The sequence below is a fragment of the Kitasatospora sp. cg17-2 genome (assembly GCF_054031055.1).
The window spans coordinates 1,608,665-1,631,711 of sequence record NZ_CM132923.1 but is presented as its reverse complement, the minus strand read 5'-3'; the positions used below and the strand labels follow the sequence as shown (position 1 = coordinate 1,631,711).

At 74.5% G+C, this 23,047-nt stretch carries 20 protein-coding genes; 12 read left to right on the top strand and 8 right to left on the bottom strand.

Features of this window, described 5'->3' with window-relative positions:
• Positions 1-79 precede the first annotated feature (79 nt).
• Positions 80-1,441 (top strand): MFS transporter, encoded by a 1,362-nt coding sequence (locus tag ACW14Y_RS06490; protein ID WP_456986170.1) that lies wholly within the window; start codon positions 80-82, stop codon positions 1,439-1,441.
• Here ACW14Y_RS06490 and ACW14Y_RS06485 read toward each other — a convergent pair.
• The 4 genes from ACW14Y_RS06485 to ACW14Y_RS06470 all read right to left on the bottom strand — a co-directional run bounded on the left by ACW14Y_RS06485 (position 1,431) and on the right by ACW14Y_RS06470 (position 4,255).
• On the bottom strand, positions 1,431-1,955 hold the full coding sequence (locus ACW14Y_RS06485) for an AAA family ATPase (RefSeq protein ID WP_380441136.1): 525 nt from the start codon (positions 1,953-1,955) through the stop codon (positions 1,431-1,433). The genes ACW14Y_RS06490 and ACW14Y_RS06485 overlap by 11 nt on opposite strands.
• Positions 1,956-2,067: 112 nt before the next feature.
• Positions 2,068-2,418, bottom strand: a complete 351-nt coding sequence (locus ACW14Y_RS06480; protein WP_402724183.1) for a thioredoxin family protein — start codon at positions 2,416-2,418, stop codon at positions 2,068-2,070.
• Positions 2,419-2,553: 135 nt separating this feature from the next.
• Positions 2,554-3,447: a hypothetical protein gene (locus ACW14Y_RS06475; RefSeq protein WP_456986169.1), complete on the bottom strand. Its 894-nt coding sequence runs from the start codon at positions 3,445-3,447 to the stop codon at positions 2,554-2,556.
• Between the two features lie 238 nt (positions 3,448-3,685).
• On the bottom strand, positions 3,686-4,255 hold the full coding sequence (locus ACW14Y_RS06470) for a TetR/AcrR family transcriptional regulator (protein WP_380304318.1): 570 nt from the start codon (positions 4,253-4,255) through the stop codon (positions 3,686-3,688).
• A gap of 102 nt (positions 4,256-4,357) precedes the next feature.
• Between ACW14Y_RS06470 and ACW14Y_RS06465 the strand changes: the two genes are divergently transcribed.
• Positions 4,358-5,263 carry an alpha/beta hydrolase family protein gene (locus tag ACW14Y_RS06465; RefSeq protein ID WP_380304320.1) on the top strand — a complete coding sequence of 302 codons (906 nt, stop codon included), beginning with the start codon at positions 4,358-4,360 and terminating at the stop codon, positions 5,261-5,263.
• A 42-nt stretch (positions 5,264-5,305) separates the two neighbouring features.
• Here ACW14Y_RS06465 and ACW14Y_RS06460 read toward each other — a convergent pair whose 3' ends face one another.
• A complete protein-coding gene (locus tag ACW14Y_RS06460) occupies positions 5,306-5,821 on the bottom strand; it encodes an ArsR/SmtB family transcription factor (RefSeq protein ID WP_380389408.1) in 516 nt (171 codons plus the stop codon).
• 57 nt (positions 5,822-5,878) lie between these two features.
• Here ACW14Y_RS06460 and ACW14Y_RS06455 point away from each other — a divergent pair, with 57 nt between their 5' ends.
• The 3 genes from ACW14Y_RS06455 (at position 5,879) to ACW14Y_RS06445 (ending at position 9,417) form a co-directional block, all read left to right on the top strand.
• Entirely contained in the window at positions 5,879-6,805 is a 927-nt protein-coding gene (locus ACW14Y_RS06455; RefSeq protein WP_380304324.1) for a S41 family peptidase, read from the top strand.
• A gap of 330 nt (positions 6,806-7,135) precedes the next feature.
• Complete coding sequence (locus ACW14Y_RS06450) at positions 7,136-8,212, top strand: peptidase (protein ID WP_456986168.1); 1,077 nt, start codon at positions 7,136-7,138, stop codon at positions 8,210-8,212.
• Positions 8,213-8,403: 191 nt separating this feature from the next.
• Positions 8,404-9,417: a hypothetical protein gene (locus tag ACW14Y_RS06445; protein ID WP_456986167.1), complete on the top strand. Its 1,014-nt coding sequence runs from the start codon at positions 8,404-8,406 to the stop codon at positions 9,415-9,417.
• 68 nt (positions 9,418-9,485) lie between these two features.
• Here the strand turns inward: ACW14Y_RS06445 and ACW14Y_RS06440 are convergent, their stop codons facing one another.
• Complete coding sequence (locus ACW14Y_RS06440) at positions 9,486-10,379, bottom strand: carbon-nitrogen hydrolase family protein (protein WP_456986166.1); 894 nt, start codon at positions 10,377-10,379, stop codon at positions 9,486-9,488.
• A 141-nt stretch (positions 10,380-10,520) separates the two neighbouring features.
• Positions 10,521-11,378: a helix-turn-helix transcriptional regulator gene (locus tag ACW14Y_RS06435; RefSeq protein ID WP_456986165.1), complete on the bottom strand. Its 858-nt coding sequence runs from the start codon at positions 11,376-11,378 to the stop codon at positions 10,521-10,523.
• A 127-nt stretch (positions 11,379-11,505) separates the two neighbouring features.
• Between ACW14Y_RS06435 and ACW14Y_RS06430 the strand changes: the two genes are divergently transcribed.
• Positions 11,506-12,570: an aldo/keto reductase gene (locus ACW14Y_RS06430; protein ID WP_380304352.1), complete on the top strand. Its 1,065-nt coding sequence runs from the start codon at positions 11,506-11,508 to the stop codon at positions 12,568-12,570.
• A gap of 63 nt (positions 12,571-12,633) precedes the next feature.
• On the opposite strand, the gene ACW14Y_RS06425 is transcribed toward ACW14Y_RS06430, so the two are convergent.
• Positions 12,634-12,984, bottom strand: coding sequence for a hypothetical protein (locus tag ACW14Y_RS06425; protein WP_380441154.1), 351 nt, complete (start codon positions 12,982-12,984; stop codon positions 12,634-12,636).
• A gap of 434 nt (positions 12,985-13,418) precedes the next feature.
• Between ACW14Y_RS06425 and ACW14Y_RS06420 the strand changes: the two genes are divergently transcribed.
• The 6 genes from ACW14Y_RS06420 to ACW14Y_RS06395 all read left to right on the top strand — a co-directional run bounded on the left by ACW14Y_RS06420 (position 13,419) and on the right by ACW14Y_RS06395 (position 22,915).
• Positions 13,419-15,065, top strand: coding sequence for an acyclic terpene utilization AtuA family protein (locus tag ACW14Y_RS06420; protein WP_456988085.1), 1,647 nt, complete (start codon positions 13,419-13,421; stop codon positions 15,063-15,065).
• Positions 15,062-16,660, top strand: a complete 1,599-nt coding sequence (locus ACW14Y_RS06415; protein WP_380304336.1) for an acyl-CoA carboxylase subunit beta — start codon at positions 15,062-15,064, stop codon at positions 16,658-16,660. The genes ACW14Y_RS06420 and ACW14Y_RS06415 overlap by 4 nt, the downstream gene beginning before the upstream one ends.
• Before the next feature lie 14 nt (positions 16,661-16,674).
• Positions 16,675-18,774, top strand: a complete 2,100-nt coding sequence (locus tag ACW14Y_RS06410) for an ATP-binding protein (protein WP_456986164.1) — start codon at positions 16,675-16,677, stop codon at positions 18,772-18,774.
• Positions 18,775-18,924: 150 nt separating this feature from the next.
• Entirely contained in the window at positions 18,925-20,112 is a 1,188-nt protein-coding gene (locus ACW14Y_RS06405) for an acyl-CoA dehydrogenase family protein (protein ID WP_266276880.1), read from the top strand.
• Positions 20,113-20,475: 363 nt separating this feature from the next.
• Entirely contained in the window at positions 20,476-22,068 is a 1,593-nt protein-coding gene (locus tag ACW14Y_RS06400) for a 4-coumarate--CoA ligase family protein (RefSeq protein ID WP_380441157.1), read from the top strand.
• Between the two features lie 223 nt (positions 22,069-22,291).
• Positions 22,292-22,915, top strand: coding sequence for a TetR/AcrR family transcriptional regulator (locus ACW14Y_RS06395; protein ID WP_380304344.1), 624 nt, complete (start codon positions 22,292-22,294; stop codon positions 22,913-22,915).
• The last annotated feature ends 132 nt before the right edge of the window (positions 22,916-23,047 follow it).

The following is a 23,047-nucleotide window of genomic DNA, read 5'->3' as shown; positions in this document are numbered from 1 at the left end:
GGGCCCCACCGGCCCGTGAGGTGTGCGAACGGCCGGTGCGCCGGACGGCGCCGCGAGGCCCCCTGTTAGCCTCATCGGCATGATCATGATAAAGCGGGGGGCCGGACGGAAGGCGTCCGAGGAGTCGGAGGCCGGTCCGCAACGGGCCCTGATCGCCGCGTGTTTCGTCAACCGGGTGGGCAACGGCCTCTTCAACGCCGCGTCCGTCCTCTACTTCACGCTCGTGGTGCACCTGCCCGCCACCCAGGTCGGGGCGGGCCTGACCATCGCCGGCCTCTGCGGCCTGGCGGCCGGCCTCCCGGCGGGCAACCTGGCCGACCGGTACGGGCCGCGGGTGATCTGGCTGACCTCCCTCGTCGTCCAGGCCGTCAGCATGGCCGCGTTCGTGCTCGTCGACAGCTGGCTCGCGTTCGTGCTGCTCGCCACGGTGGACCGGCTGGCCGCCTCGGCGGGCGGCGCCGCGGGCGGCGCGCTCATCGCCAGGGCCGGCGGCGAGCGGCCCGCCGCGTTCCGGGCCAGGCTCCGCACCTACGTCAACCTCGGCGTGGTCATGGGCACCCTGGGCGCGGCCGTCGCCCTCCAGATCGACACCCGCGCCGCCTACACCGTGCTGATCCTCGCCAACGCCGCCAGCTTCGCCGGCGCCGCACTGGTCGCACTCCTCGGCGTCCCCGCCTACCCGCCGCTGCCCCGGCCCGAGCAGCACCGCCAGTGGTCGGTCCTGGCCGACCGGCCGTACGTGTCCTTCGTCGCCCTCTACAGCGCCATGGGCCTGCAGTACCAGACCGTTTCACTGCTCCTGCCGATCTGGCTCAGCGCCCACACCGACGCACCGCGCTGGACCGTGGCGGCGGTCTACGCGATGAACAGCGGTGTCTGCGTGCTGCTCCAGAGCAGGCTCGGCTCCAAGGTGGAGACCCCCCGTCAGGGCGGGCGGGCCTTCCGCCTCGCCGGACTGATGTTCCTCCTCAGCTGCCCCCTGATGGCGCTGACGGCCGACGTCCCCGCCTGGGTGGCGCCGGTGCTCGCCGTGCTCGCGGTGGTCCTCCACAGCATCGGCGAGGTGTGGGAGTCCTCGGCCGGCTACGCCCTCGGCTTCGGCCTCGCGCCCGACCACGCCCAGGGCCAGTACCAGGGCCTGCTCGGCCTCGGCTTCAACGCCGGCCAGGCCCTCGCCCCGGTGGTCCTGACCGGCGCCGTCCTCGGCCTCGGCCACACCGGCTGGCTGCTCCTCGGCCTCTTCTTCGCCGCCCTGGGCGCCGCCGCCCCGCCGCTGGCCGGCTGGGCCGAGCACACCCGCCCGGCACCGCCGGCCCCCGACGTCCCCGTCGGGGCCTCCGACGACGGTTCCGACGAGGGCTCCGCCGGGCCCTCCGACGACGGTTCCGACGAGGGCTCCGCCGGGCCCTCCGACGACGGCTCGGCCCGGCTCAGCTCGTGACGGCCCCCGCGATCCGCCGGGCGGCCTGGGCGGGCGTGAGGTGCGTGGTGTCGACGACCTCGGCCTCCGCGTGCAGCCAGGTGCGGGCCGCCTCGGCGTAGGGCTCCAGGTACCTGAGGCGGAACGGCGAGGGGCCGCCGAGCACGGTGTCCCCCTCGATCCGCCCGCGCAGCGTCTCCTGGTCGGCGTGGAGGACGAAGTGCCGTACGGGGATGCCGTGGTGGGCCAGGCCCGCGCTGATCTCGCGCCAGTACCGCTCGACCAGGACGGTCATCGGCATCACCAGGGTGCCCCCGGTGTAGTCGAGCACCCGCCGGGCGGTCTCCACCACGAGCGGCCGCCACGGCGGCCAGTGCTGGAAGTTGTCCGTGCTGGGCAGCCCCGGCGTGATGTCCATGAGCGTCTCGCCGACCTTCTCGGCGTCGAACACCCGCGAATCCGGGATCAGCGGCTGCACCAGCGCCGCCGTCGTCGTCTTGCCCGCACCGTGGGTGCCGTTGAGCCATACGATCATGCGCCCGATCCTAGAGCGCGAACGCCGCCGGGGTTGGTCCCTCCGTCCGAAGGGTGCCAAGTCCCGGACGGTCCGCACCCGGTGTGCCGCGAGTCCGTCCGGTCCGGGTCCGTCAGCTGTCCCCGACGGGCGGCAGACGGGCGTCCAGGAAGGCCCGGACGCCCGCCCCGTCGGTCGCCTCCGTCGTGGTGGCCACCGCTTCGCCGTCGAGGACGAGTACGAAGGTCGGCGCGCCCAGCACCTCGTACCGTGCGGTGGCCGCCGGGCAGCGCACGATGTCGGTGCGGACGACGGCGACGCGGCCCGCGTACGCGCGGGCCACGTCCTTGATCACCGGTTCCAGGTCCTTGCAGGCGGCGGCCCACACGCCCCAGAAGTACGCGAGCACCGGACCGTCGACGTGCGCGAGCACGAAGTCGAATTCGGCGTCCTCCTTGGGATGGTGCACCCCGACTGCTGCCATGCGGTCTTCTCCTTCGTCGTCGCGACCGGCTCGCTCGCCGCCCCATTCTCCCTGGTCGGCGCTCCGTCGGCGGCACCCGTGCCGCGGAGCCCGGTGTCCGCCGGACACCGGGCCCCGGGACCGGACGGGCGGGCCTCAGTCCGAGTTGTCCCCGTTGTCGTCGCTCTTCCCGCCCCTCGCGTCACTGACGAGCCAGTCGCTGCCTTGGCGGGTGAGATGGACGACGATGCGCTGCTTCTCCGTGCCGCTGAAGTTCTTCCTGTTGACGACCGTCACCCGGGCGGTGTTGTCGCTGGGCAGCTCCGAGGACTCGGCCTTCCACTCCTTGGCGGCGTTGATTTCCTCGGCCGAGGGCGGCTCGCTCTCCACCCTCGCCTTCGCCCTCCTGATGTCGTCCCTGCTCTGGCAGTCGGAGATTCCGCTCTCGCTGCCGGTGGTGAGCCCGCACATGGTCTCGATGTCCCCGGCGAACCCGGCCCGGGCCCAGTCGACGGCCACCTTCTCGGCCTGCTTCTGCGGCGAGCCGATCGGGCTGTCCTTGGTCACCAGGAGCGTCGTCCCGCCGCCGACCACCGCCACGGCGACGAGCGCCGCGATCCACAGGGTGCCGTTCTTCTTCGTCACCCGGGTGTTGTTGTGCTGGTCGCCGCCGACCGCCACGCCCCGGCCCGAGGCCGTGACGGACGAGCCGACCTGGACGAAGCTGTCCTGGCCGGACGCCACCACGTGCACGTTCCGGTCCACTTCCCGGACCGCCTCGCCCAGGGCCCCCGCGAAGGCGGGGTCCTGGGCGAGGACCTCCCGCAGGGCGGCCGCGAGTTCCGACCGCCGCTGCCCGTCCGCCGGAGCGGCCTGAAGGGCCGGAACCGCCTGGGCCGTGGCCGGGTTGATCCCGAGCCGCCCCATCACCAACTGCGCCACCGCGCTCCCGACGGCCGAACTCGCCTGGTTCGCGGCACCGGTGGCCGAGGCCACCAGGAAGTCCCCCGTGACGGCCGCTGAGCGCTCCGCCAGTTCCACAAGATCCACTGCATCCCCCTCGAGTGGTGTCAGCGCGAGTATCGGGCGCGTCAACTCCCGGCACAAGGAGGCGGATCGGTGCGGTTCGCGGGTCCGGTGGGGCAGGGCTGGCAGGTGGTCGCGCGGGTGGCCGCAGAGGCGGACGGGGCCCGGGGCGTGCGCCGCCGGGCGGGCGGCCGCAACGGTCCCGTCACCGGGAGTCGGGGCCCCGGCCCGCGACCGGGCGCCTCCCCGCGCCTTCCTCTGCCTATGCCCTGCCGCGGCACCCCGCGAGCAGGGCGGCGACCATCCGTGCCACCTCGTCCCGCCCGTAGTCGGGGCCGGTGATGGAGAGGTTCCCGATGGCGCGCATCAACGTGTGGGCGGTGATGCCGGGTTCGAGTTCGCCGGTGGCCGCGCAGGCGTCCAGGAGCCTCGCGCAGGCGGGGACGAGGGTGTCGAGCATCAGGGTGTGGAGGTTCTCCAGCCCCGGGTCCCCGGACCCCAGGGCCGCGCCGAGACCGTGCTTGGTCACGAGGAACTCCACGAACGCGTCCGCCCAGCGGGTCAGGGCGGTGAACGGGGAGTCCGACTCCTCCAGCAGCCGGGGCGCGAGCGCGGCGCAGGTGTCGATCTGGTGCCGGTAGACGGCGGTGACGAGCTCGGCCCGGGTCGGGAAGTTCCGGTAGAGCGTGCCGACGCCGACGCCGGCGCGTTCGGCGATGTCCCGGACGGGGGCCTGGACCCCCTGCTCCACGAAGACCGCCGCGGCGGCCGCCAGTACGCCCTCGCGGGTGCGCTGCGCCTGTGCTCGGCGTACTCCGACCGGTTCCGGCACGGGCCTCTCCTTTACTCGCGGAACAATGTTCCGCTAGATTGGCGGAACGCTGCTCCGCCAAATTATGGCAGAGCCTTCTCCCGGAGAAAGCGCAGGTCCCCCATGTCCGTCCACCCCCTGGACCAGCGGATCGTCGCGGTCAGGCCGATCGCCGTCCCCGCCCCCGGCCGCAGCGTCGAGCTGCGGGTGAAGGTCACCGCCCCGCTGTCGGGCCGGGACCTTCCCGTCATCGTGTTCTCCCACGGCAACGCCTGGTCCCTCGACGGCTACGGCCCCCTCGTCGACCGCTGGGCCGCGGCCGGATTCGTCGTCGTCCAGCCCACCCACCTGGACTCCCGCCGCAACGGCATCGGCTGGGAGGACCCGCGCTTCGCCGGCATCTGGCGGGTGCGGATCGCCGACCTCCACGCCGTCCTCGACCACCTCGACGGCATCCTTCGCCAGGTGGACGGCCTGGAGGACCGGGTCGACCGAGGACGCGTCGCGGTCGTCGGCCACTCCTGGGGCGCCCAGACGGCCGGCACGGTCCTCGGCGCGCGCGTGCTCGACGCCGACGGCGTTCCCGGCGAGGACTTCTCCCACCCCGCCGTCACGGCCGGCGCACTGATCGCCGCGACCGGAACCGGCGACACGCTCACCCCGTTCGCCGTCGAGCACCTTCCGTTCATGAGGCCGGACTACTCCACCATGACCGCCCCCACCCTGGTCGTCGCGGGCGGCAAGGACCGGTCGCGGCTCTCCACCCGGGGGCCGGACTGGTTCACCGACGCCTACCACCTCGCCCCGTCCCCGAAGAGCCTGCTCGTCGTCGCCGAGGGCGAGCACACCCTGGGCGGCGTCGCCGGCGAGGCGGTCGCCGAGACCACCGACGAGGACCCCGCCCGCGTCGCCCTCGTCGCCGACGCGATCTCCGCGTACCTCCTCGACGCCCTCAAGGTCGACGGAACCGCCTGGACCGCCCTCGCCGCCACCGCCACCGACGGCACCTGGAGCGTCTCCGGCAAGTGAGCCCGCCCCCGGCCCGATCCCCCGCCCGCTCCTGCCCTGCCCTTACGTGCCCGCCTGCTGGTAGAGGGTCACCAGGAGCCCGTGCACCGGCTCGCCGTCCGGCTCCTCCTCCGCCCCGTCGACGAGTTCGGCCAGCGCCTTGGCCAGCTTGGCGGCCTTGGCCGGACTGAGCCGGATGTGCCGCAACGTCAGCAGATGGCCGACGGGGGAGCGCTCCAACTCCTGGGCGACTGCGCCGAACAGCGCGGCCGTGCCCTCGGCCCGGGGCTGGGCCACCACGAGCCGCTCGGCGGTCCGCCGGTAGTACTTCTCGGTGCCGCCGCGCACCTGTCGCGTTCCCGCCTCCTGGATCAGCCCCGCCTCGCGCAGCGCCCCGAGGTGATGGGAGACGCTGCCCTTGTTCACCCCCAGCCGTGCGGCGAGCCGGCTGATCGTCGACGGCCCGCCGCTCAGCGCGAACAGCAGCCGCTGGCGCGTGGGGTGGGCGAGGGCGGTGTGCTGCAGGGACGTGCTGATCCGTTGGACGCTGTCGTCCGGATCGTCCGGTTGATGGCTCACCCAATCAAGCGTTAAGGACGTTTGACGCTTTGGCAAGCCGCTGGTGTACTCCCTGACATGACCTCCACCACATCTTCTTCCGCGTCCTCGTCCGCGCTGGACACCGTCGCCGTCGTCGAGTCGGTCGCCGACCTGGTCCGCGAGAACTACGTCTTCCCCGATGTCGCCCGGGAACTGGCGGACCTGCTGCGCCGCCGCAGCGCCGACGGCTCCTACCCGGCCGGTTCCGAGGAGGAGCTGGCCGACGCGGTCACCGCGGACCTGCGGTCCGTCAACGGCGACCTGCACCTGGCCCTGAAGCACCACGCCGTGCCGGTACCGCCCGAGCGGGGCGCCGCGGTGCTCGCCGAGATGCGGAGGAAGTTCGACGCCACCCTGGGCGGTGTGCCGCGCGTCGAGCTCCTCGACGGCGGCGTCGCCGTGCTGGAGATCTCGTCCCACATGTTCCCGCTGGACTGGGCCGCGCAGCCGCTGGCCGCGGCGCTCTCGCTGGTGGCACCGGCCGAGGCGCTCGTCCTGGACCTGCGCCGCAACCTCGGCGGCGACCCGGACACGGTGGCCTTCGTCTGCGGCTACCTGCTCGACGGCCGCACCCACCTCAACACCATGGTCTCGAAGCAGGGGGAGCGGGTCGCGCAGTCCTGGACGCCCCCGTTCGTGCCGGGCGCCCGCTTCGGCGCCGACAAGCCGCTCTACGTCCTGACGAGCGGGAACACCTTCTCCGCGGGCGAGGAACTCGCCTACGACCTGCAGCAGCTCGGCCGCGCCGAGGTCGTCGGCGAGGCCACCCGCGGCGGCGCCCACCCGCGCGACGGCTGGACGGTCCACCCGCACCTGGAACTCAGCGTCCCCGTCGCCCGCGCCGTCAACCCGGTCTCGGGCACCAACTGGGAGGGCACCGGCGTCCGCCCGGACGTCCCCTGCGACGCCGAGGACGCGCTCGACCGTGCCCTGTCCCTGGCCGTGGCGCGCCTGGCCGGCTAGTGCGCCGCCGGGTGGTGCCCGGGCCCTGCCGTGCGGACCGACGCGGCGGGCGGTCGCCTGCGGACGATCCCCCGCGCGCCGTCCTCATCCGGACACGGAGGAGTCTTGACCCCCCTTCGTCCGCATGGACATGATGAACCGTCAGACGGCGCTTCCGGTGACGGGGGAGCCCGGCCCGGCCCCGGCCCGGACCCCCGGCCGGTGGCGAGGCCGGGGCCCGTCGACGGGGTGCGTCACCCCCAGCTCCCGGCGTGGCCCGCGGAACCGGGGCTCCCCGGGCCGCGCCCCGCCCGGCGGAACTCCCGCACCCGGGGCCCGGAAAGGCACCCCATGCCCCTGCGCCACCGGCTCCTCCGCCTGCTCGCGGTACCCGCGCTGGCCGCCGCCGTCCTGCCGCTCCCGACCGTCCCCGCGATCGCCGCGCCCGCCACGGGCGGCAGTCCGGCGGCCCAGGTCACGGCCGTCGATCCGCGGGAGGCCGCGGCCGGCTGGCTGGCCCGGCAACTCGTCGACGGCGACCACTTCGAGAAGGCCGTCGACGGCACAGCCCGCCCCGACCAGGACCTCACCGTCGACGCCGTGCTCGCCTTCGCGACGGCCGCCACCGCCGACGACGCCGCCGCCCGGGCCACCGCCTGGCTGGCCCGCCCCGACATCCTCGCCGACTACCTCGGCGACGGCACCACCGAGGCCTACGCGGGCCCCACCGCCAAGCTGCTCCTGCTCACCCAGGTCCGCGGACTGGACCCGACGAACTTCGGCGGCGTCGACCTCGTCGCCCGGCTCCGCTCCCTGCTCGCCCCGAACGGCCGCTTCACGGACCGCTCCCCGGCGGGCGACCGCAGCGACATCGCCAGCCAGTCCTTCGCCCTGATCGCCCTCTCGCGCACCGCCGAGGGCGCCCCGCAGAGCGCCCGCAGCTTCCTGAGCCGCAGCCAGTGCCTCACCGGCCACGGCTACCCCGTCGCCTTCGGTACGACCACCTGCACCGGCGACCCCGACGCCACCGCCCTCGCCATCCAGGGCCACAACGCCGGCAGCGGCGCCGGCTCCTCCGGTCTCGCCCAGGGCTGGCTGGTCAACCAGCAGCGCCCGGACGGCGGTTTCGCGTCCCCCGGTGCCACCGAGCCCAACGCCGTGACCACCGGCCGGGTCTCCCACACCCTCGTCACCGTCGGCGCCGGCGCCTTCTACCGGGCCGTCAAGTGGCTGGAGCCGCGCCAACTGCGCTGCGCCGCCCCTCCGGAGCAGCGCGGCGCCGTCCCGTACGACTCGACCGGCTTCGAACGGTCCACCGCCGTCCGGGCGACCGTCCAGGCCACCCTGGCGTTCTTCCCCTCCCTGAAGGGCTTCGCCAGGCTGAGCGCGGCCGGTGCGAAGCCGGACTCGCCCGTGCTGTCGTGCTGAGGCCCGCTCCGTAGGGTCCGCGCCCGGGCAACCCGCCCGTACAGGCCCTGCGGGAGCGAACGGCCCTCCGCGGTCGCGGTCGTGGTGGCCGTGTCGTGGCCGGGACCGTGTCGTTGGCCAGGTCGATGATCTTGCCCGGGCGGTCCCGGTTCCGCCGGTGGCTGCCCGGGCCCGGCCTGAGAGGGGTCCTGATGATGCGAGCGAACGCAGCGCGCCGCCGGTCGGCGACGGCGATGGTGATGACGGTGTGCGGGACGGTTCTTCCACTGCTCGGGCAGGTGCCGGGCGCCCACGCCGCCGACGGTCCCGCCCCGGCGGTCTACGACACGGCGGGCGTCTACGAGTACGTCGTCCCCGCGGGGGTGGCGGAGATCGAGGTGGCGCTGGTGGGCGCGGGCGGCGGTGGCGGAGGCAACGGCAACTGGCCGGACGGTGACGGCAACAGGCAGGACGACGGCGGGGGTGGCGGTGGTGGCGGCGGCTACGCGGCGTGCGTCTTCCCGGTGCAGCAGGGGCAGCGCTACCGGGTCGTGGTCGGCGGCGGGGGCGGCGGGGGAGGCAGCGCGACCGGCTCGGTGCCCGCCGCGGGCCTGCCGGGCAGCGGCCCGAACGGCGGCGCCGGCGGCGCCGGCGGCACCGACACCGGGCACAACGGCGCCGACACCACCGGCTGGCGCGACGGCAGCGGCGCGGGCGGCGGTAGTGCCTTCACCGCCCACGAGAGCTACGTCCGCGGCGGCGGCGGAGGCGGCGGGGGCGCCTCGCTGTTCGGCACCGCCGACGCGGACCTCGCCACCGGCCCCGGCGGCTCGGGCGGCCTGGGAGGCCTCGCGATGAGCGGCAACCCCGTGGACGACGGCAACGGGGGAAGCGCGGCCGACCCCGGCGGCGTCGGCGGCCGCTGGCGTCGCGACTTCTTCAAGGACGGCCAGAAGGGCGGAGCCGAGGGCACCTGCCCCGGCCTGGCCGAGGACCAGGAGCCGGAAGCCGCCACCGCGGGTGCGAACGGCGGCGATCTGGAACCCAGCGGCGTGGCGGGCGTCGGCGGCGCCCACCCCGGCCCCGGCGGCGCGGGCGGCGGCGAGCTCCCCGCCGAGTGGTCGGCCGGGGCAGGCGGCCGAGGCGGAGACCGGGGCGCGTCCGGCACCACCGGAACCCCCGGCCGGGTCGTCATCACCCCCGCTCCCGGCACCGCCACCGACTGAACCACCGTGCCCCCCGGCACACCGCCGGGGGGCACGGCCGGTGCCCGGTTCCGTGAGTCGGGGCGCCGTCAGAATTCCGTCCGGGTCTCGCTGCGGACGTCGCCGACCGGGATCCGCTCGTCGTAGAGTCCGGCCCGGGCCGAGCGGCGCCACGGCCGGGCGTGGCGGACGGCCATGGTGATGTCCTCGTCCGGCGAGTCGAGGTCGATGTCGGCGACCGCCAGGGCGGGACGCCCGTCCGCCGGGCAGCGCGCCAGCCACCGTCCGCCGGGCGCCACGATCCCGGCCGGCACGGTGGCGCTGAACTGCGCCGGGACCGCGTAGCCGAGCCAGTAGTTGTGGAGCGTCCCGTACGCCTGGGCGACGCGCGCCCGGGGCGCGTCGTCGACCATCACCGACAGCAGGACGCAGTCGACGTCCAGGCGCTCGTACTCGGCGAACACCTCGGGGAAGTTGGCCTCGATGCACAGGGCGAAGCCGAACCGGAGGCCGTCCACCTCGACGACGAGCGGCTGCTGTCCGGGGGAGTACAGGAACGAGACCTCGGTGTGCGACAGGTACCGCTTGTCGTACCGTGCGACCGGCCGGCCGAGGTCGGAGACGACGTAGAGGCTGTTGTGCGGCCGGTTCGGCGGCGTCAGCGGGTGGATCGACCCGAACACCGTCCACAGGCCGAGCTTCCCCGCCAGCGCGGCGATCGACTCCGCTTCCTCGCGCAGGACGTCCCACGCGGCCCGGCTCCAGTCGGCCGGTACCCGCCCGCCGGCCGGACCGATGGCCATCACGTGCTTGCTCGGGTAGGTGATCGCCCCCTCCGGGAACTGCACCAGCCGTGCACCCGCCCCGGCGGCCTCGACCATCAGGGCCCGGATCTCCTGCCCGGCCGCCCGCAGCGCTCCTCGATCCGTGGGGTCCTCCGGCACCGTGCTCTGCGCGACCGCCAGCCGCAATGTCCTTGCCATGCCGTGGACGCTATGGCAGACCCGGTTCCAGGGCCAGCGCCTCCGCGATCCCGGGCACGCCCGGCCGGACTCCGGCCACGCACCGGTCGCCGCACCGGTCGTCCCCGGGACCGGAAGCCGTGGTCGACTCTCGGGCGGTTGTCAGCCTTCCTGGCGCCCGTCACCGCCGCACAGTCGGTGCAGGGCCGCGCGGCTCTCGTCGCCCGCGGCGCGGTAGACCAGAAGTCGCAGCTCCGGGTCCTCCAGCGGGAGCAGGACCTCGAAGTCGACGGCGATCGTCCCGACGGCCGGGTGCCGCAGCAGCTTGCGGCCGCGGCCGTTGACGCGGACCTCCCGTTCGGCCCAGATCCGGGCGAAGTCCTCCTCCTGCGCGGTGAATTCGGCGATCAGGCCGGTCAGTGCCCGGTCCTCCGGGTGGGCGGCCCAGGCCGCGCGCAGATGGGCGACGCCGTCCCGCAGCACGTCCTCGCGGTCGGCGTAGAAGTCCCGCATCGGCGGGTGCAGCAGGCAGAGCCACATCGCGTTCCGCCGCTCCGGCGGAACAGCGTCGAACTCGGGTAGCAGCCGGGCCATTTCGGGGTTCCAGGCCAGCAGGTCGTAGCGGTGGTCCAGCAGCGCGGCGGGCAGCGGGGAAAGTTCGTCGACCAGGTGGGCCAGCGACGGCGCCGGATCGGTGGCTGCCCCGCCGCGGGTGCCGCCGGGCCGGCGCCGTCCGGCCAGGTCGAAGAGGTAGTCGCGTTCGCCGGGTGTCAGCCGCAGGGCCCGGGCCAGCGCCGCCAGCACCTCCGCCGAGGGTCGAAGCCCCCGGCCCTGCTCCAGTCGGACCACGTAGTCGGTGCTGACCCCGGCCAGCTCGGCGACCTCCTCGCGGCGCAGTCCGGGCGTCCGCCGGGCCCGTCGGCGCGCGGGCAGGCCCAGCCGCTCCGGGTCCAGCTGTTCGCGCCTGCCCCGCAGGAAGGCGGCCAGTTCCTCGGTGGTGTCCACGGTTCGCGTCGTCATGGCCGGTCCAACCGCCAGGGTGGGACCGGCCTTCCCAGGAACGCCCCTCCCTTGTCCGGGGCCCGCCGCCGTCGCAGGCTCGGTCCCGGCAACGGAACACGAACACATACGAGCACAGGAGCACCTGATGGCACTGGCCCTCGACGACTACCGGCTGCTGGGCCGCTCGGGACTGCGGGTCTCACCGCTGGCCCTGGGCACCGCGACCTTCGGCACCGAATGGGGGTGGGGCGCGGAACGGGCCGAGGCCCGGAAGCTGTTCGACCGCTACGTCGGGGACGGCGGCAACCTCCTCGACACCGCCGACACCTACACCGACGGCAGCTCCGAGCGCCTGCTGGGCGAGTTCGCCCACGAGGAGCGCGAACGCCTGGTGCTGGCGACCAAGTACTCGACCCTGCGCCGCCCCGGCGACCCGAACTCCGGGGGCGGGCACCGCAAGGCGCTGTTCGGCTCGGTGGAGGGCAGCCTGCGGCGGCTCGGCACCGACTACCTGGACCTGCTGTACCTGCACGTCTGGGACTTCCGCACCTCGGTGGAGGAGGTGCTGCGCGGACTGGACGACCTGGTCCGGCAGGGCAAGGTGCTGTACGTGGCGATCTCCAACACCCCGGCCTGGCAGGTGTCCCGGATGCAGGCGATCGCGGACCTGCGCGGCTGGTCGCCGCTGGTCGCGCTGCAGCTCGAGTACAGCCTGATCGAACGTTCCGCAGAGCGCGACCTGATCCCGATGGCCCGGGAGCTGGGCCTGGGCGTGGTCCCGTACTCGCCGCTCGGCGGCGGGGTGCTCAGCGGCAAGTACGGCCGGGACGACGTGGGCGCGACGGGCCCCGGCCCCGACGGGAGCACCCGCCGGAGCCACAACCTCGCCCTGGGGACCCTCACCGAACGCAGCCTCGGCGTGGCCGGGGTGGTCCGCGAGGTGGCCGGCGAGCTGGGGCACACCCCGGCCCAGGTGGCGCTGGCCTGGACGCTGCGGAAGCCGGGCGTGACGAGCACGCTGCTCGGCGCCCGCACCCCCGCGCAACTGGAGGACAACCTGGGCGCCCTGGACGTCGAGCTGACGGACGCCCAGCTGGCCCGGCTCGACGCGGCGGGCGCGATCGCCCTCGGCCAGCCGCACGAACTGCTGGCGAGCGAGCCCGTCCGCCGGGTGACCACGGGCGACCTGCGGATCGAGACCCGCCGCTGACCCGGCCGTCGACGGGGCGACAACGACCCGCACCACCGACAGGCCCGCGGCGCGCCGTCCGGGTCAGTGCCCCTCGCGGACCTCGAAGACGCCGCTGTCCCAGTACACGGACGGCTCCTCGGCATCGCTCGGCCAGTCGCTCTGCAGATGGCGGCGGCCGTGTCCCAGGGCCCCTGCCCGGTGCGGGCTCAACCGCCCCGCCACCAGGTCGTCCGCCTCGGCGTCCGTGATCGGCAGCACGGTGCGGTACTGCGCGTCCTGCGAGGCGACCCAGTCGATGTACTCGGTGAACACGCTCACGAAGGCCTGCGAGCACAGGCCGCACCGCTGAACGGAGACGATGAAATGCGAGTCGTCCCGAATCGTCCGGTCGAGCCGGACCCCGTCGCGGCTGCGGTGGTGCTCCTGTGCCACCGCAGCGTCCTCGGCGCAGCACGCCGCGCACCCGAAACCCGCACGGTCACTGCCGTCCTGCGAACCCATGGACCCCCCTCACCTCGGCCGTCCCCGACCGGCCCCACCCTAACGGCCCGACCGTGAGGCCCGGCCGCTGAACCAACGAGCATGCGCCGCCCGACCTGCGGGCGAGCAGGCCGTACTGACCGACGGGGCAGGCATACCGCTGATCACCGAACCCGCGCCGGCCGGATCTCGCGACCGCACCTCGAAAAACAAGCAGGCATGATTGCTTTTTCTTCCGGTGGGTGCCAGTGTGCTCACCGACGGCGATCGTTGGGCCACCTCTGGGGGTAGGCGTGGGCGTGGGGTCGGAAGCCGGGGCGGGTGACCGGGCGGCGGTGCTGCGGGTCGGGAATGCCTCGGGGTTCTACGGGGACCGGTTCTCGGCGATGCGGGAGATGCTCACCGGTGGGCCGCTGGACGTGCTCACCGGGGACTACCTGGCCGAGTTGACGATGCTGATCCTGGCGCGGGACCGGTTGAAGGACCCCTCGCTCGGTTATGCGAAGACCTTCCTGCGGCAGCTGGAGGAGTGCCTCGGTCTGGCGCTGGAGCGCGGCGTGCGGATCGTGGTCAACGCGGGCGGGCTGAACCCCGCGCGACTGGCCGACGCGGTGCGGGAGTTGGCGAAGAGCCAGGGCCTGGACCCGGCCGTCGGGCACGTCGAGGGTGACGATCTGCTGCCGCGCGGCAAGGAACTCGGACTCCCTAATGGGCTGTTGGCGGCCAACGCCTACCTGGGCGCGTTCGGGATCGCGGAGTGCCTGCGCGGCGGGGCGGACGTGGTGGTGACCGGGCGGGTCACCGACGCGGCGCTGGTGGTCGGCCCGGCCGTCGCCCACTTCGGCTGGGGCGCGGGTGACTTGGACGCGCTCGCAGGTGCCGTGGTGGCGGGGCACGTGCTGGAGTGCGGCGCGCAGGCCACCGGTGGCAACTACGCGTTCTTCCGGGAGCACGACGTGACCCGGCCCGGGTTCCCGCTCGCCGAGCTCCACGCGGACGGCTCCAGCGTCGTCACCAAGCACCCGGGCACCGGCGGCGCGGTCACCGTCGGCACGGTGACCGCGCAACTCCTCTACGAGACCGGCGGTCCGCGCTATCTCGGCCCGGACGTCACCGCGCGCCTGGACACCGTCCGGCTGACCGGGGACGGGCCGGACCGGGTGCGGATCGACGGGGTGCGCGGCGAGGCGCCACCGGCCACCCTCAAGGCCGGGCTCAACCGGCTCGGCGGCCACCGCAACGAGGTGGTGTTCGTCCTCACCGGGCTCGACATCGAGGCCAAGGCGGCCCTGGTGCGGCGGCAGTTCGAGGACGGGCTGGCGGCCGACCGGAGGCCCGCCGACCTGCGGTGGACGCTGGCCCGCACCGATCACGCCGACGCCGTCACCGAGGAGGCCGCCTCCGCGCTGCTGCGGCTCACCGCCAGGGACGCCGACCCGGCCCGGGTCGGGCGCGAACTCGGCCGGGTCGCCGTCGAGATGGGACTGGCCGGATACCCGGGCTTCCACCTCACCGCCCCGCCCGGGCCGGGCGCGCCGTACGGGGTGTTCGAGGCCGTGTACCTCGCGGCGGGGGAGGTCGAGCACACCGCCGTACTGCCGGACGGGCGCCGGGTCGCCGTCCCGCCCGCGCCGGTCACCGCCACCACCCCGGAGGCGCAGGGGGAGGAGGAGCAGGGGGACGAGCAGGTCGACCCCGGCCCCACCCGCCGGGCTCCGCTCGGCCTGGTGGCCGGTGCCCGCAGCGGCGACAAGGGCGGCGACGCCAACCTCGGCGTCTGGGCCCGCGACGAGCCCGGCTGGCACTGGCTCTCCCGCACCCTCACCACCGAACTGCTCCGCGAACTCCTGCCGGAGACGGCGGAGTTGCCGATCACCCGGCACCTCCTGCCGAACCTCCGCGCGCTGAACTTCACCATCACCGGCCTGCTCGGCGAGGGCGTCGCCGCCCAGCACCGCTTCGACCCGCAGGCGAAGGCCCTGGGGGAGTGGTTGCGCTCGCGCCGACTCGACATCCCGGAGGCCCTGCTGTGACCGTCCTGCCCACCCGCCTCGACCCGGGCGGCGCCGAGTACACCGCGTTCCGGGAGGCGATGCTCGCCAAACTCGCCGAACTGGACGGCGAGCACGCCGGGGCGCTGGCCGGCGGCGGCCCCAAGTACGTCGAACGCCACCGCAAGCGCGGCAAGTTGCTCGCCCGCGAGCGGATCGAGCTGCTGATCGACGAGGACTCGCCGTTCCTGGAACTCTCCCCGCTCGCCGCCTGGGGCAGCGACTACCCGGTCGGCGCGGCGCTGGTCACCGGCATCGGCGTGGTCGAGGGCGTCGAGTGCGTGATCACCGCCAACGACCCGACCGTGCGCGGCGGCTCCTCCAACCCGTGGACGCTGCGCAAGGCGCTGCGGGCCAACGAGATCGCCCTCACCAACCGGCTCCCGCTGGTGAACCTGGTCGAGTCCGGCGGCGCCGACCTGCCCAGCCAGAAGGAGATCTTCATCCCCGGCGGCGCGCTGTTCCGCGACCTCACCCGGCTCTCCGCCGCCGGAATCCCCACCGTCGCCGTCGTCTTCGGCAACTCCACGGCCGGCGGCGCCTACGTGCCCGGCATGTCCGACCACACCGTGATGGTCAAGGAACGCGCCAAGGTCTTCCTCGGCGGACCGCCACTGGTGAAGATGGCCACCGGCGAGGAGTCCGACGACGAGTCGCTCGGCGGCGCCGAGATGCACGCCCGGGTCTCCGGCCTGGCCGACCACTTCGCGCTGGACGAGCCGGACGCGCTGCGGCTGGCCCGCCGGATCGTCGCCCGGCTCAACCACCGCAAGCCGGGCCCCGATCCGGACCGGTCCGCCGAGCCGCCGAAGTACGCCGAGGAGGAACTGCTCGGCATCGTGCCCGGCGACCTGAAGGTCCCCTTCGACCCGCGCGAGGTGATCGCCCGGATCGTCGACGGCTCGGACTTCGACGAGTTCAAACCGCGCTACGGCAGCAGCCTCGCCACCGGCTGGGCGCGCCTGCACGGCTACCCGGTCGGCATCCTGGCCAACGCGCAGGGCGTGCTGTTCAGCCAGGAGTCGCAGAAGGCGGCCCAGTTCATCCAGCTGGCGAACCAGCGGGCGGTCCCGCTGCTGTTCCTGCACAACACCACCGGCTACATGGTCGGCAAGGACTACGAGCAGGGCGGCATCATCAAGCACGGCGCGATGATGATCAACGCCGTCGCCAACTCCCGGGTGCCGCACCTGTCGGTGCTGATGGGCGCCTCGTACGGGGCGGGGCACTACGGCATGTGCGGCCGGGCCTACGAGCCGAGGTTCCTGTTCGCCTGGCCGAGCGCCAAATCGGCGGTGATGGGGCCGCAGCAACTGGCCGGGGTGCTGTCGATCGTCGCCCGGCAGTCGGCCGCGGCGAAGGGGCAGCCCTACGACGAGGACGCGGACGCCGCGATCCGGGCGATGGTGGAGCAGCAGATCGAGGCCGAGTCGCTGCCGGTGTTCCTGTCCGGCCGGCTCTACGACGACGGGGTGATCGACCCGCGCGACACCCGCACCGTGCTCGGGCTCTGCCTCTCGGCGATCCACAACGCGCCGGTCGAGGGCGCACCCGGCTACGGCGTCTTCCGGATGTGAGGGAGCTTCCCGCGATGACCACCGACCACCCGCGCACCGATGAACACCTGCGCACCGATGAACACCTGCGCACCGATGACCACCCGCACACCGATGAACACCTGCGCACCGATGACCACCTGCGCACCACGGGCACCCCGCCGATCACCACCTCGCCGATCACCACTTGGCCGATCACCAACCTGCTGGTCGCCAACCGGGGCGAGATCGCCCGCCGGATCTTCCGCACCTGCCGCGCACTCGGCATCGCCACCACCGCCGTGTACGCCGACCCGGACACGTCCGCCCCGCACGTCCGGGAGGCCGACACGGCCGTCCGGCTGCCCGGCGCCGCGCCCGCCGACACCTACCTGCGGGCCGACCTGATCGTCCGTGCCGCGCTCGACGCCGGGGCCGACGCCGTCCACCCCGGCTACGGATTCCTCTCCGAGAGCGCCGAGTTCGCCCGGGCCGTGCTGGACGCCGGCCTGTGCTGGGTCGGGCCGCCACCGGCCGCGATCGCCGCGATGGGCTCCAAGACCGCCGCCAAGCAGCTGATGCGCAAGGCCGGCGTGCCCGTGCTGGACGCGCTCGACGTCCCCACCGGGGCCGACCTGCCGCTGCTCGTCAAAGCGGCCGCCGGCGGGGGCGGGCGCGGCATGCGGATCGTCCGGGACCTCGCCGACCTGCCGGCCGAACTCGCCGCCGCCCGGGCCGAGGCCGCCAAGGCCTTCGGCTCGGACGAGGTGTTCTGCGAGCGCTACCTGCCCACCGGCCGGCACGTCGAGGTCCAGCTGCTGGCGGACGCGCACGGGACGGTCTGGGCGGTCGGCGACCGCGACTGCTCCCTGCAGCGGCGCCACCAGAAGGTGATCGAGGAGGCACCGGCCCCCGGCCTCCCGGACGAGGTCCGCGCGGCCCTGCACGCCGCGGCGGTGAGCGCCGCCCGGGCGATCGGCTACACCGGCGCCGGCACCGCCGAGTTCCTGCTCGCCGAGGACGGCCGGTTCTGGTTCCTGGAGATGAACACCCGGCTCCAGGTCGAGCACCCGGTCACCGAGGCCGTCACCGGACTCGACCTGGTCGCGCTCCAACTCGCCGTGGCGGAGGGGGAGAAGCTCCCCGGTCCGGACGCGCCGCCGACCACCGGGCACGCCGTCGAGGCCCGGCTGTACGCGGAGGACCCGGCCAAGGACTGGCAACCCGCCACCGGCACCCTGCACCGGCTGGAACTCGTCGGCGACCACCAGGAGTTCACCTCGACGGGCGCGGCCGGACTGCGACTGGACTCCGGGGTCGCGCCCGGGGGCGAGATCACCCCGCACTACGACGCGATGCTCGCCAAGGTGATCGCCTGGGCGCCGACCCGCGCGGCCGCCGCCCGGCGACTGGCGGACGCGCTGGCCCGCGCCAAGGTCCACGGACCGGCCACCAACCGGGAGCTGCTCGTCCGGGCGCTGCGCCACCCGGCCTTCCTCGCCGGGCGGGTGCACACCGGCTTCCTGGCCGAGCACGCGGCCGGGCTCCTCGCGCCGGACGCCGAGGGCGCCGGACGCGCGGCGCTGGCCGCGGCCCTCGCCGAGGCGGCCGCCCGGCCCGCGGCACGGACCGGCGCCCTGCCGTCGGGCTGGCGCAACCTGCCCTCCCAGCCGCAGGTCAGGCGCTACCGCACCGAGGACGGCACGGAGACGGTGGTCCGCTACCGGCTCACCAGGGACGGGCTGCGGGCCGAGGAGCACCCCGGGGTGGCACTGGTCGAGGCCTCCGCCGGGCGGGTGGTGCTGAGCGAGGGCGACGTCCGGCGCAGCTACGAGGTCGCCCGCCACGGCGAGCGCGTCCACGTCGACACGCCGTTCGGCAGCACCGTGCTCACGGCGCTCCCGCGCTTCCCCGACCCCGTCGGGCAGAGCGACCCCGGCGCCCTGCTGGCCCCGATGCCGGGCACCGTCGTCCGCACCGCCGCCGAGGTCGGCGACACCGTCACCGCCGGGCAGCCGCTGCTCTGGCTGGAGGCGATGAAGATGGAGCACAAGGTCACGGCCCCGGCCGACGGCGTGCTCGCCGAACTCCGGGCCGCCCCCGGGCAGCAGGTCGAACTCGGCGCCCTGCTCGCCGTCGTGCACCCCGCCTCCTGAATCCGCGCGCCTCCTGAAGCGCGGCGCGTCCCGACGCACCGCGCGTCCTGAAGCATCGCCCCTCCTGAAGCACCCCGCGACCCGACGCACCGCACCACCCACCCGCAAGCACCGCGACCCCCGCCGAAGAACCGCCCGGAAGGACCAGCCATGTCCGCACCGCGCACCACCGCCCCCGGCAGCCAGCTGATAGAGACCCCCGAGCGCGTCGCCCTGCGCCGCGCCGTCGCCGACCTCGGCGGCCGTTACGGCTCCGCCTACTACCTCGCCAAGGCCCGCGCCGGCCGACCCGCCGACGAGCTCTGGGCCGAGGCCGGCAAGGCCGGCTACCTCGGCGTCAACCTCCCCGCCGAGTACGGCGGTGGCGGCGGCGGCATCACGGACCTCGCGATCGTCCTGGAGGAACTCGGCACCGCGGGCTGCCCGCTGCTCCTGCTGATCGTCTCCCCGGCCATCTGCGGCACCGTGATCGCCCGCTACGGCACCGAGGAGCAGAAGCGGCACTGGCTGCCCGGCCTGGCCGACGGCAGCCGCCGGATGGCCTTCGGCATCACCGAGCCGGACGCCGGGTCCAACTCCCACCGGATCTCCACCGTCGCCCGCCGTGACGGCGAGGACTGGCTGCTGACCGGCCGCAAGGTGTTCGTCTCGGGCATCGACCACTGCGACGCCGTGCTGTTCGTCGCCCGCACCGAGGACGCCCGCACCGGGAAGCTGAAGCCCGCCCTGTTCGTCGTCCCGCGCGACACGCCCGGCTTCGAGTACCGCCCCATCCCGATGGAACTGGTCGCTCCCGAACGGCAGTTCCAGGTGTTCCTGGACGACGTGCGGCTGCCCGCCGAGGCCCTGGTCGGCGACGAGAACGCCGGACTGCTGCAACTGTTCGCCGGCCTCAACCCCGAGCGGGTCATGACGGCGGCCTTCTCGCTCGGACTGGCCCGGCAGGCGCTCGGCAAGGCCGTCGAGTACGCGCGCACCCGGGTCGTCTGGTCCACCCCGATCGGCGCCCACCAGGGGCTCGCGCACCCGCTGGCGCAGTGCGCGGTGGAGATCGAACTGGCCCGGCTGATGACCCAGAAGGCCGCGCTGCTCTACGACGCGGGGGAGGACGCCGCCGCCGGCGAGGCCGCCAACATGGCCAAGTACGCCGCGGGGGAGGCGGCCGCCCGGACCGTCGACCAGGCGGTGCAGACGCTCGGCGGCAACGGCCTCACCCAGGAGTACGGGCTGGGCGCGCTGCTCACCGCCACCCGGGTGGGCCGGGTCGCCCCGGTCAGCCGCGAGATGGTGCTCAACTACGTCGCGCAGCACACCCTCGGCCTGCCCAAGTCGTACTGAGCCGCCCCGGGCCCGGTCCCCGCCGTCGGCCCGGCCCGGCCGGGCCCCCGCTCCGGGCCGACCCGCGCCCTCTCCCGCTTCCTCCGCCCGATTCGTCCTCGAACAGATCGTCGCATCATCGTTCTGGCATCTGACCGGATCCCGCCCGACCCGCCACCCCGGCGCACCGCCGCCCCGCCCCCACCTCGTGTTTCGCCATACCGCGCCACCCCTGCGCCCCGCGCGCTCCGCCAAACGTCCGTCACAGGGGCGCACCGAGCGCCCACTGTCCGTATGCTCCTGTGCGCGCGCCGTACGGCCGGTCGCACAGGACCTCCCGCCGGTCGCCCCGCCCCGCGCCAACTACCGCACAGGAGGCACGCCTTGGTGTTCCACAGCGAATTCCCGGACGTCGGCATCGTCGACCTCGCCCTGCACGACGCCGTTCTCGGCGACGCCGAGCGCCACGGCGACCGGCCCGCCCTCATCGACGGGATCACCGGCGAGACGGTCAGTTACGCGCAGCTCGTCCACGCCGTCGGCCGGGTCGCGGCCGGCCTCGCCGAGGCGGGCGTCCGGCAGGGCGACGTGGTGGCCCTGTACAGCCCCAACACCATCCGCTACCCGATGGCCTTCTTCGGCGCCACCCGGGCCGGCGCGACCGTCACCCCCGTCTCCTCCCTCACCACCCCCGGCGAACTCGCCGGACAGCTCGCCGACAGCGGCGCGCGCTGGCTGCTCACCGTGTCGCCCTTCCTCCCCACCGCCCGCGCCGCCGCCGAGAAGCTCGCCGCCGAGAACCGGGAACTCGCCGGCATCGTCGTCCTCGACGGCGCCGAGGGCCACCTCTCCCTCGCCGACCTGCTCGCCGCCACCGGGCCCGCACCCGACATCGACCTCGACCCGGGCCGCGACGTCGCCGTGCTGCCCTACTCCAGCGGCACCACCGGCCTGCCCAAGGGCGTCATGCTCACCCACCGCTCCATCGCCACCAACCTCGCCCAGACCGACGCCGTCTTCCGCCCCGAGGTCGGCGAGCGGGTGCTCGCGGTGCTCCCGTTCTTCCACATCTACGGGCTGGCCGCGCTGCTCAACCAGCCGCTGCGCTGCGGCGCCACCGTGGTCGTGCTGCCCCGCTTCGACCTGGAACAGTTCTGCCGCACCATCCAGGACCAGCGCGTGCAGTCCGTGCTCGCGGCCCCCCCGATCGTGCTGGCCCTCGCCAAGCACCCGCTGGTCGACGGATTCGACCTGTCCTCGGTCGAGTACCTGCTGTGCGCCGCCGCCCCGCTGGACGGCGAACTCGCCGAGGCCTGCGCCCGCCGCCTCGGCCTGCCCCGGATCCTCCAGGGCTACGGCATGACCGAGCTGTCCCCGGTCAGCCACGTGATGTCCCCGGGCGACCCGGACCCCTCGCCGGGCTCGGTCGGCCGGATGCTGCCCTCCACCGAGCTGCGCGTCACCGCCCTGGACGGCACCGGCGCCGACCTCGGGACCGGCGAGCGCGGCGAACTGCTGATCCGCGGCCCGCAGGTGATGAAGGGCTACTTCGGCCGCCCCTCCGACACCGCCGCGACCGTCGACACCGACGGCTGGCTGCACACCGGCGACATCGGCTTCGTCGACGAACGCGGCTACCTGCACATCGTCGACCGGGTCAAGGAGCTGATCAAGTACAAGGGGTACCAGGTCGCGCCCGCCGAACTGGAGGCGCTGCTGCTCAGCCACCCGCAGATCGCCGACGCCGCCGTGATCGGCGTGCGCGACGCCGAGGGCACCGAGAGCCCCAAGGCCTTCGTGGTCCGGGCCCCCGGCAGCGCCCTCACCGAGCAGGAGGTCGCGGCCTTCGTGGCGGGCCAGGTCGCGCCGTACAAGAAGGTACGGGCGGTGGAGTTCCTGGACGCCGTCCCCAAGTCCGCGGCCGGCAAGATCCTCCGCCGGGAACTGCGCGAGCGCGAGGCGGCCGCCACCGGCTGACCCCCCCGCGCACCGGCCCGGCCACCACCCCCACCCACCCGGCCGCACCGCCCCCGCCCCTCCCTTCCCGCGCCCCCCGCGGAGGAGACCCCCTCCCGTCCCGCAACCCCGCCCGTCCCGCACCCCCCGCCCGAGGAGACCCCCGACCCCGCCCCACCCCGACCACCGTCTGCGAGGATCGACCAGCCGCCCGCCCCCGCACGGACAGGAACCGCCGCCGCAGATGACCACCCACCCCGCCGCCGCGCGCACCCCCCAGCAGGACCGCAGCCGCGCCACCCGCGCCAGGCTGCTGGCGGCGGCCGTCGACTGCCTGGCCGAGCTCGGCCGGCACGGCTCCACCGTCGCCGTCGTCGCCGAGCGGGCCGGCGTCTCCCGCGGCGCCGCACAACACCACTTCCCCACCCGCGACGACCTCTTCACCGCGGCCGTCGAACACGTCACCGCCGAACGCCTCGCCGCCCTCCGCGCCCACGCCGACACCCTGCCGCCCCCCGGCCCCGCCCGCACCGAGGCCGTCGTCGACATGATCGTCCGCCTCTGCACCGGCCCGCTCTTCCGCGCCGCACTCCAGCTGTGGGCCGCCGCCGCCACCGACGAACCACTGCGCGAACGGATCATCCGACTGGAAGAACACGTCGGACGCGAGGCCCACCGCGCCGCCGTCGAATTCCTCGGCGCCGACGAAAGCCGACCCGGAGTGCGCGAAACCGTCCAGGCCACCCTCGACCTGGCCCGCGGACTCGGCCTCGCCGATCTCCTCACCGACGACAGCCTCCGACGATCCGGAGTGATCCGGCAGTGGGCGAGCCTTCTGGAGAGTACGCTGCGGCCGGTAGGCCCATGACGCCCGTACACCTGCCCGACCGGTAACCCTCACCAAGGGGTCGCCGGGCGGTCGATGTCCGTGCAGTCTGGAGAAGAACCCCGGCCGCAGGGACCACGAGACCCGCCCGGCCGGGCACGAGCCGAACCGGGG

Excerpts from the sequence above, each read along its gene's own strand:
- ACW14Y_RS06450 (WP_456986168.1), top strand. The coding sequence starts at position 7,136 with ATGCCCCTGCGCCACCGGCTCCTCCGCCTGCTCGCGGTACCCGCGCTG.
- ACW14Y_RS06430 (WP_380304352.1), top strand. The coding sequence starts at position 11,506 with ATGGCACTGGCCCTCGACGACTACCGGCTGCTGGGCCGCTCGGGACTG.
- ACW14Y_RS06420 (WP_456988085.1), top strand. The coding sequence starts at position 13,419 with ATGCGGGAGATGCTCACCGGTGGGCCGCTGGACGTGCTCACCGGGGAC.
- ACW14Y_RS06405 (WP_266276880.1), top strand. The coding sequence starts at position 18,925 with ATGTCCGCACCGCGCACCACCGCCCCCGGCAGCCAGCTGATAGAGACC.
- ACW14Y_RS06480 (WP_402724183.1), bottom strand. The coding sequence starts at position 2,418 with ATGGCAGCAGTCGGGGTGCACCATCCCAAGGAGGACGCCGAATTCGAC.
- ACW14Y_RS06455 (WP_380304324.1), top strand. The coding sequence starts at position 5,879 with ATGACCTCCACCACATCTTCTTCCGCGTCCTCGTCCGCGCTGGACACC.
- ACW14Y_RS06445 (WP_456986167.1), top strand. The coding sequence starts at position 8,404 with ATGATGCGAGCGAACGCAGCGCGCCGCCGGTCGGCGACGGCGATGGTG.
- ACW14Y_RS06440 (WP_456986166.1), bottom strand. The coding sequence starts at position 10,379 with ATGGCAAGGACATTGCGGCTGGCGGTCGCGCAGAGCACGGTGCCGGAG.
- ACW14Y_RS06485 (WP_380441136.1), bottom strand. The coding sequence starts at position 1,955 with ATGATCGTATGGCTCAACGGCACCCACGGTGCGGGCAAGACGACGACG.
- ACW14Y_RS06490 (WP_456986170.1), top strand. The coding sequence starts at position 80 with ATGATCATGATAAAGCGGGGGGCCGGACGGAAGGCGTCCGAGGAGTCG.
- ACW14Y_RS06435 (WP_456986165.1), bottom strand. The coding sequence starts at position 11,378 with ATGACGACGCGAACCGTGGACACCACCGAGGAACTGGCCGCCTTCCTG.
- ACW14Y_RS06395 (WP_380304344.1), top strand. The coding sequence starts at position 22,292 with ATGACCACCCACCCCGCCGCCGCGCGCACCCCCCAGCAGGACCGCAGC.
- ACW14Y_RS06410 (WP_456986164.1), top strand. The coding sequence starts at position 16,675 with ATGACCACCGACCACCCGCGCACCGATGAACACCTGCGCACCGATGAA.
- ACW14Y_RS06465 (WP_380304320.1), top strand. The coding sequence starts at position 4,358 with ATGTCCGTCCACCCCCTGGACCAGCGGATCGTCGCGGTCAGGCCGATC.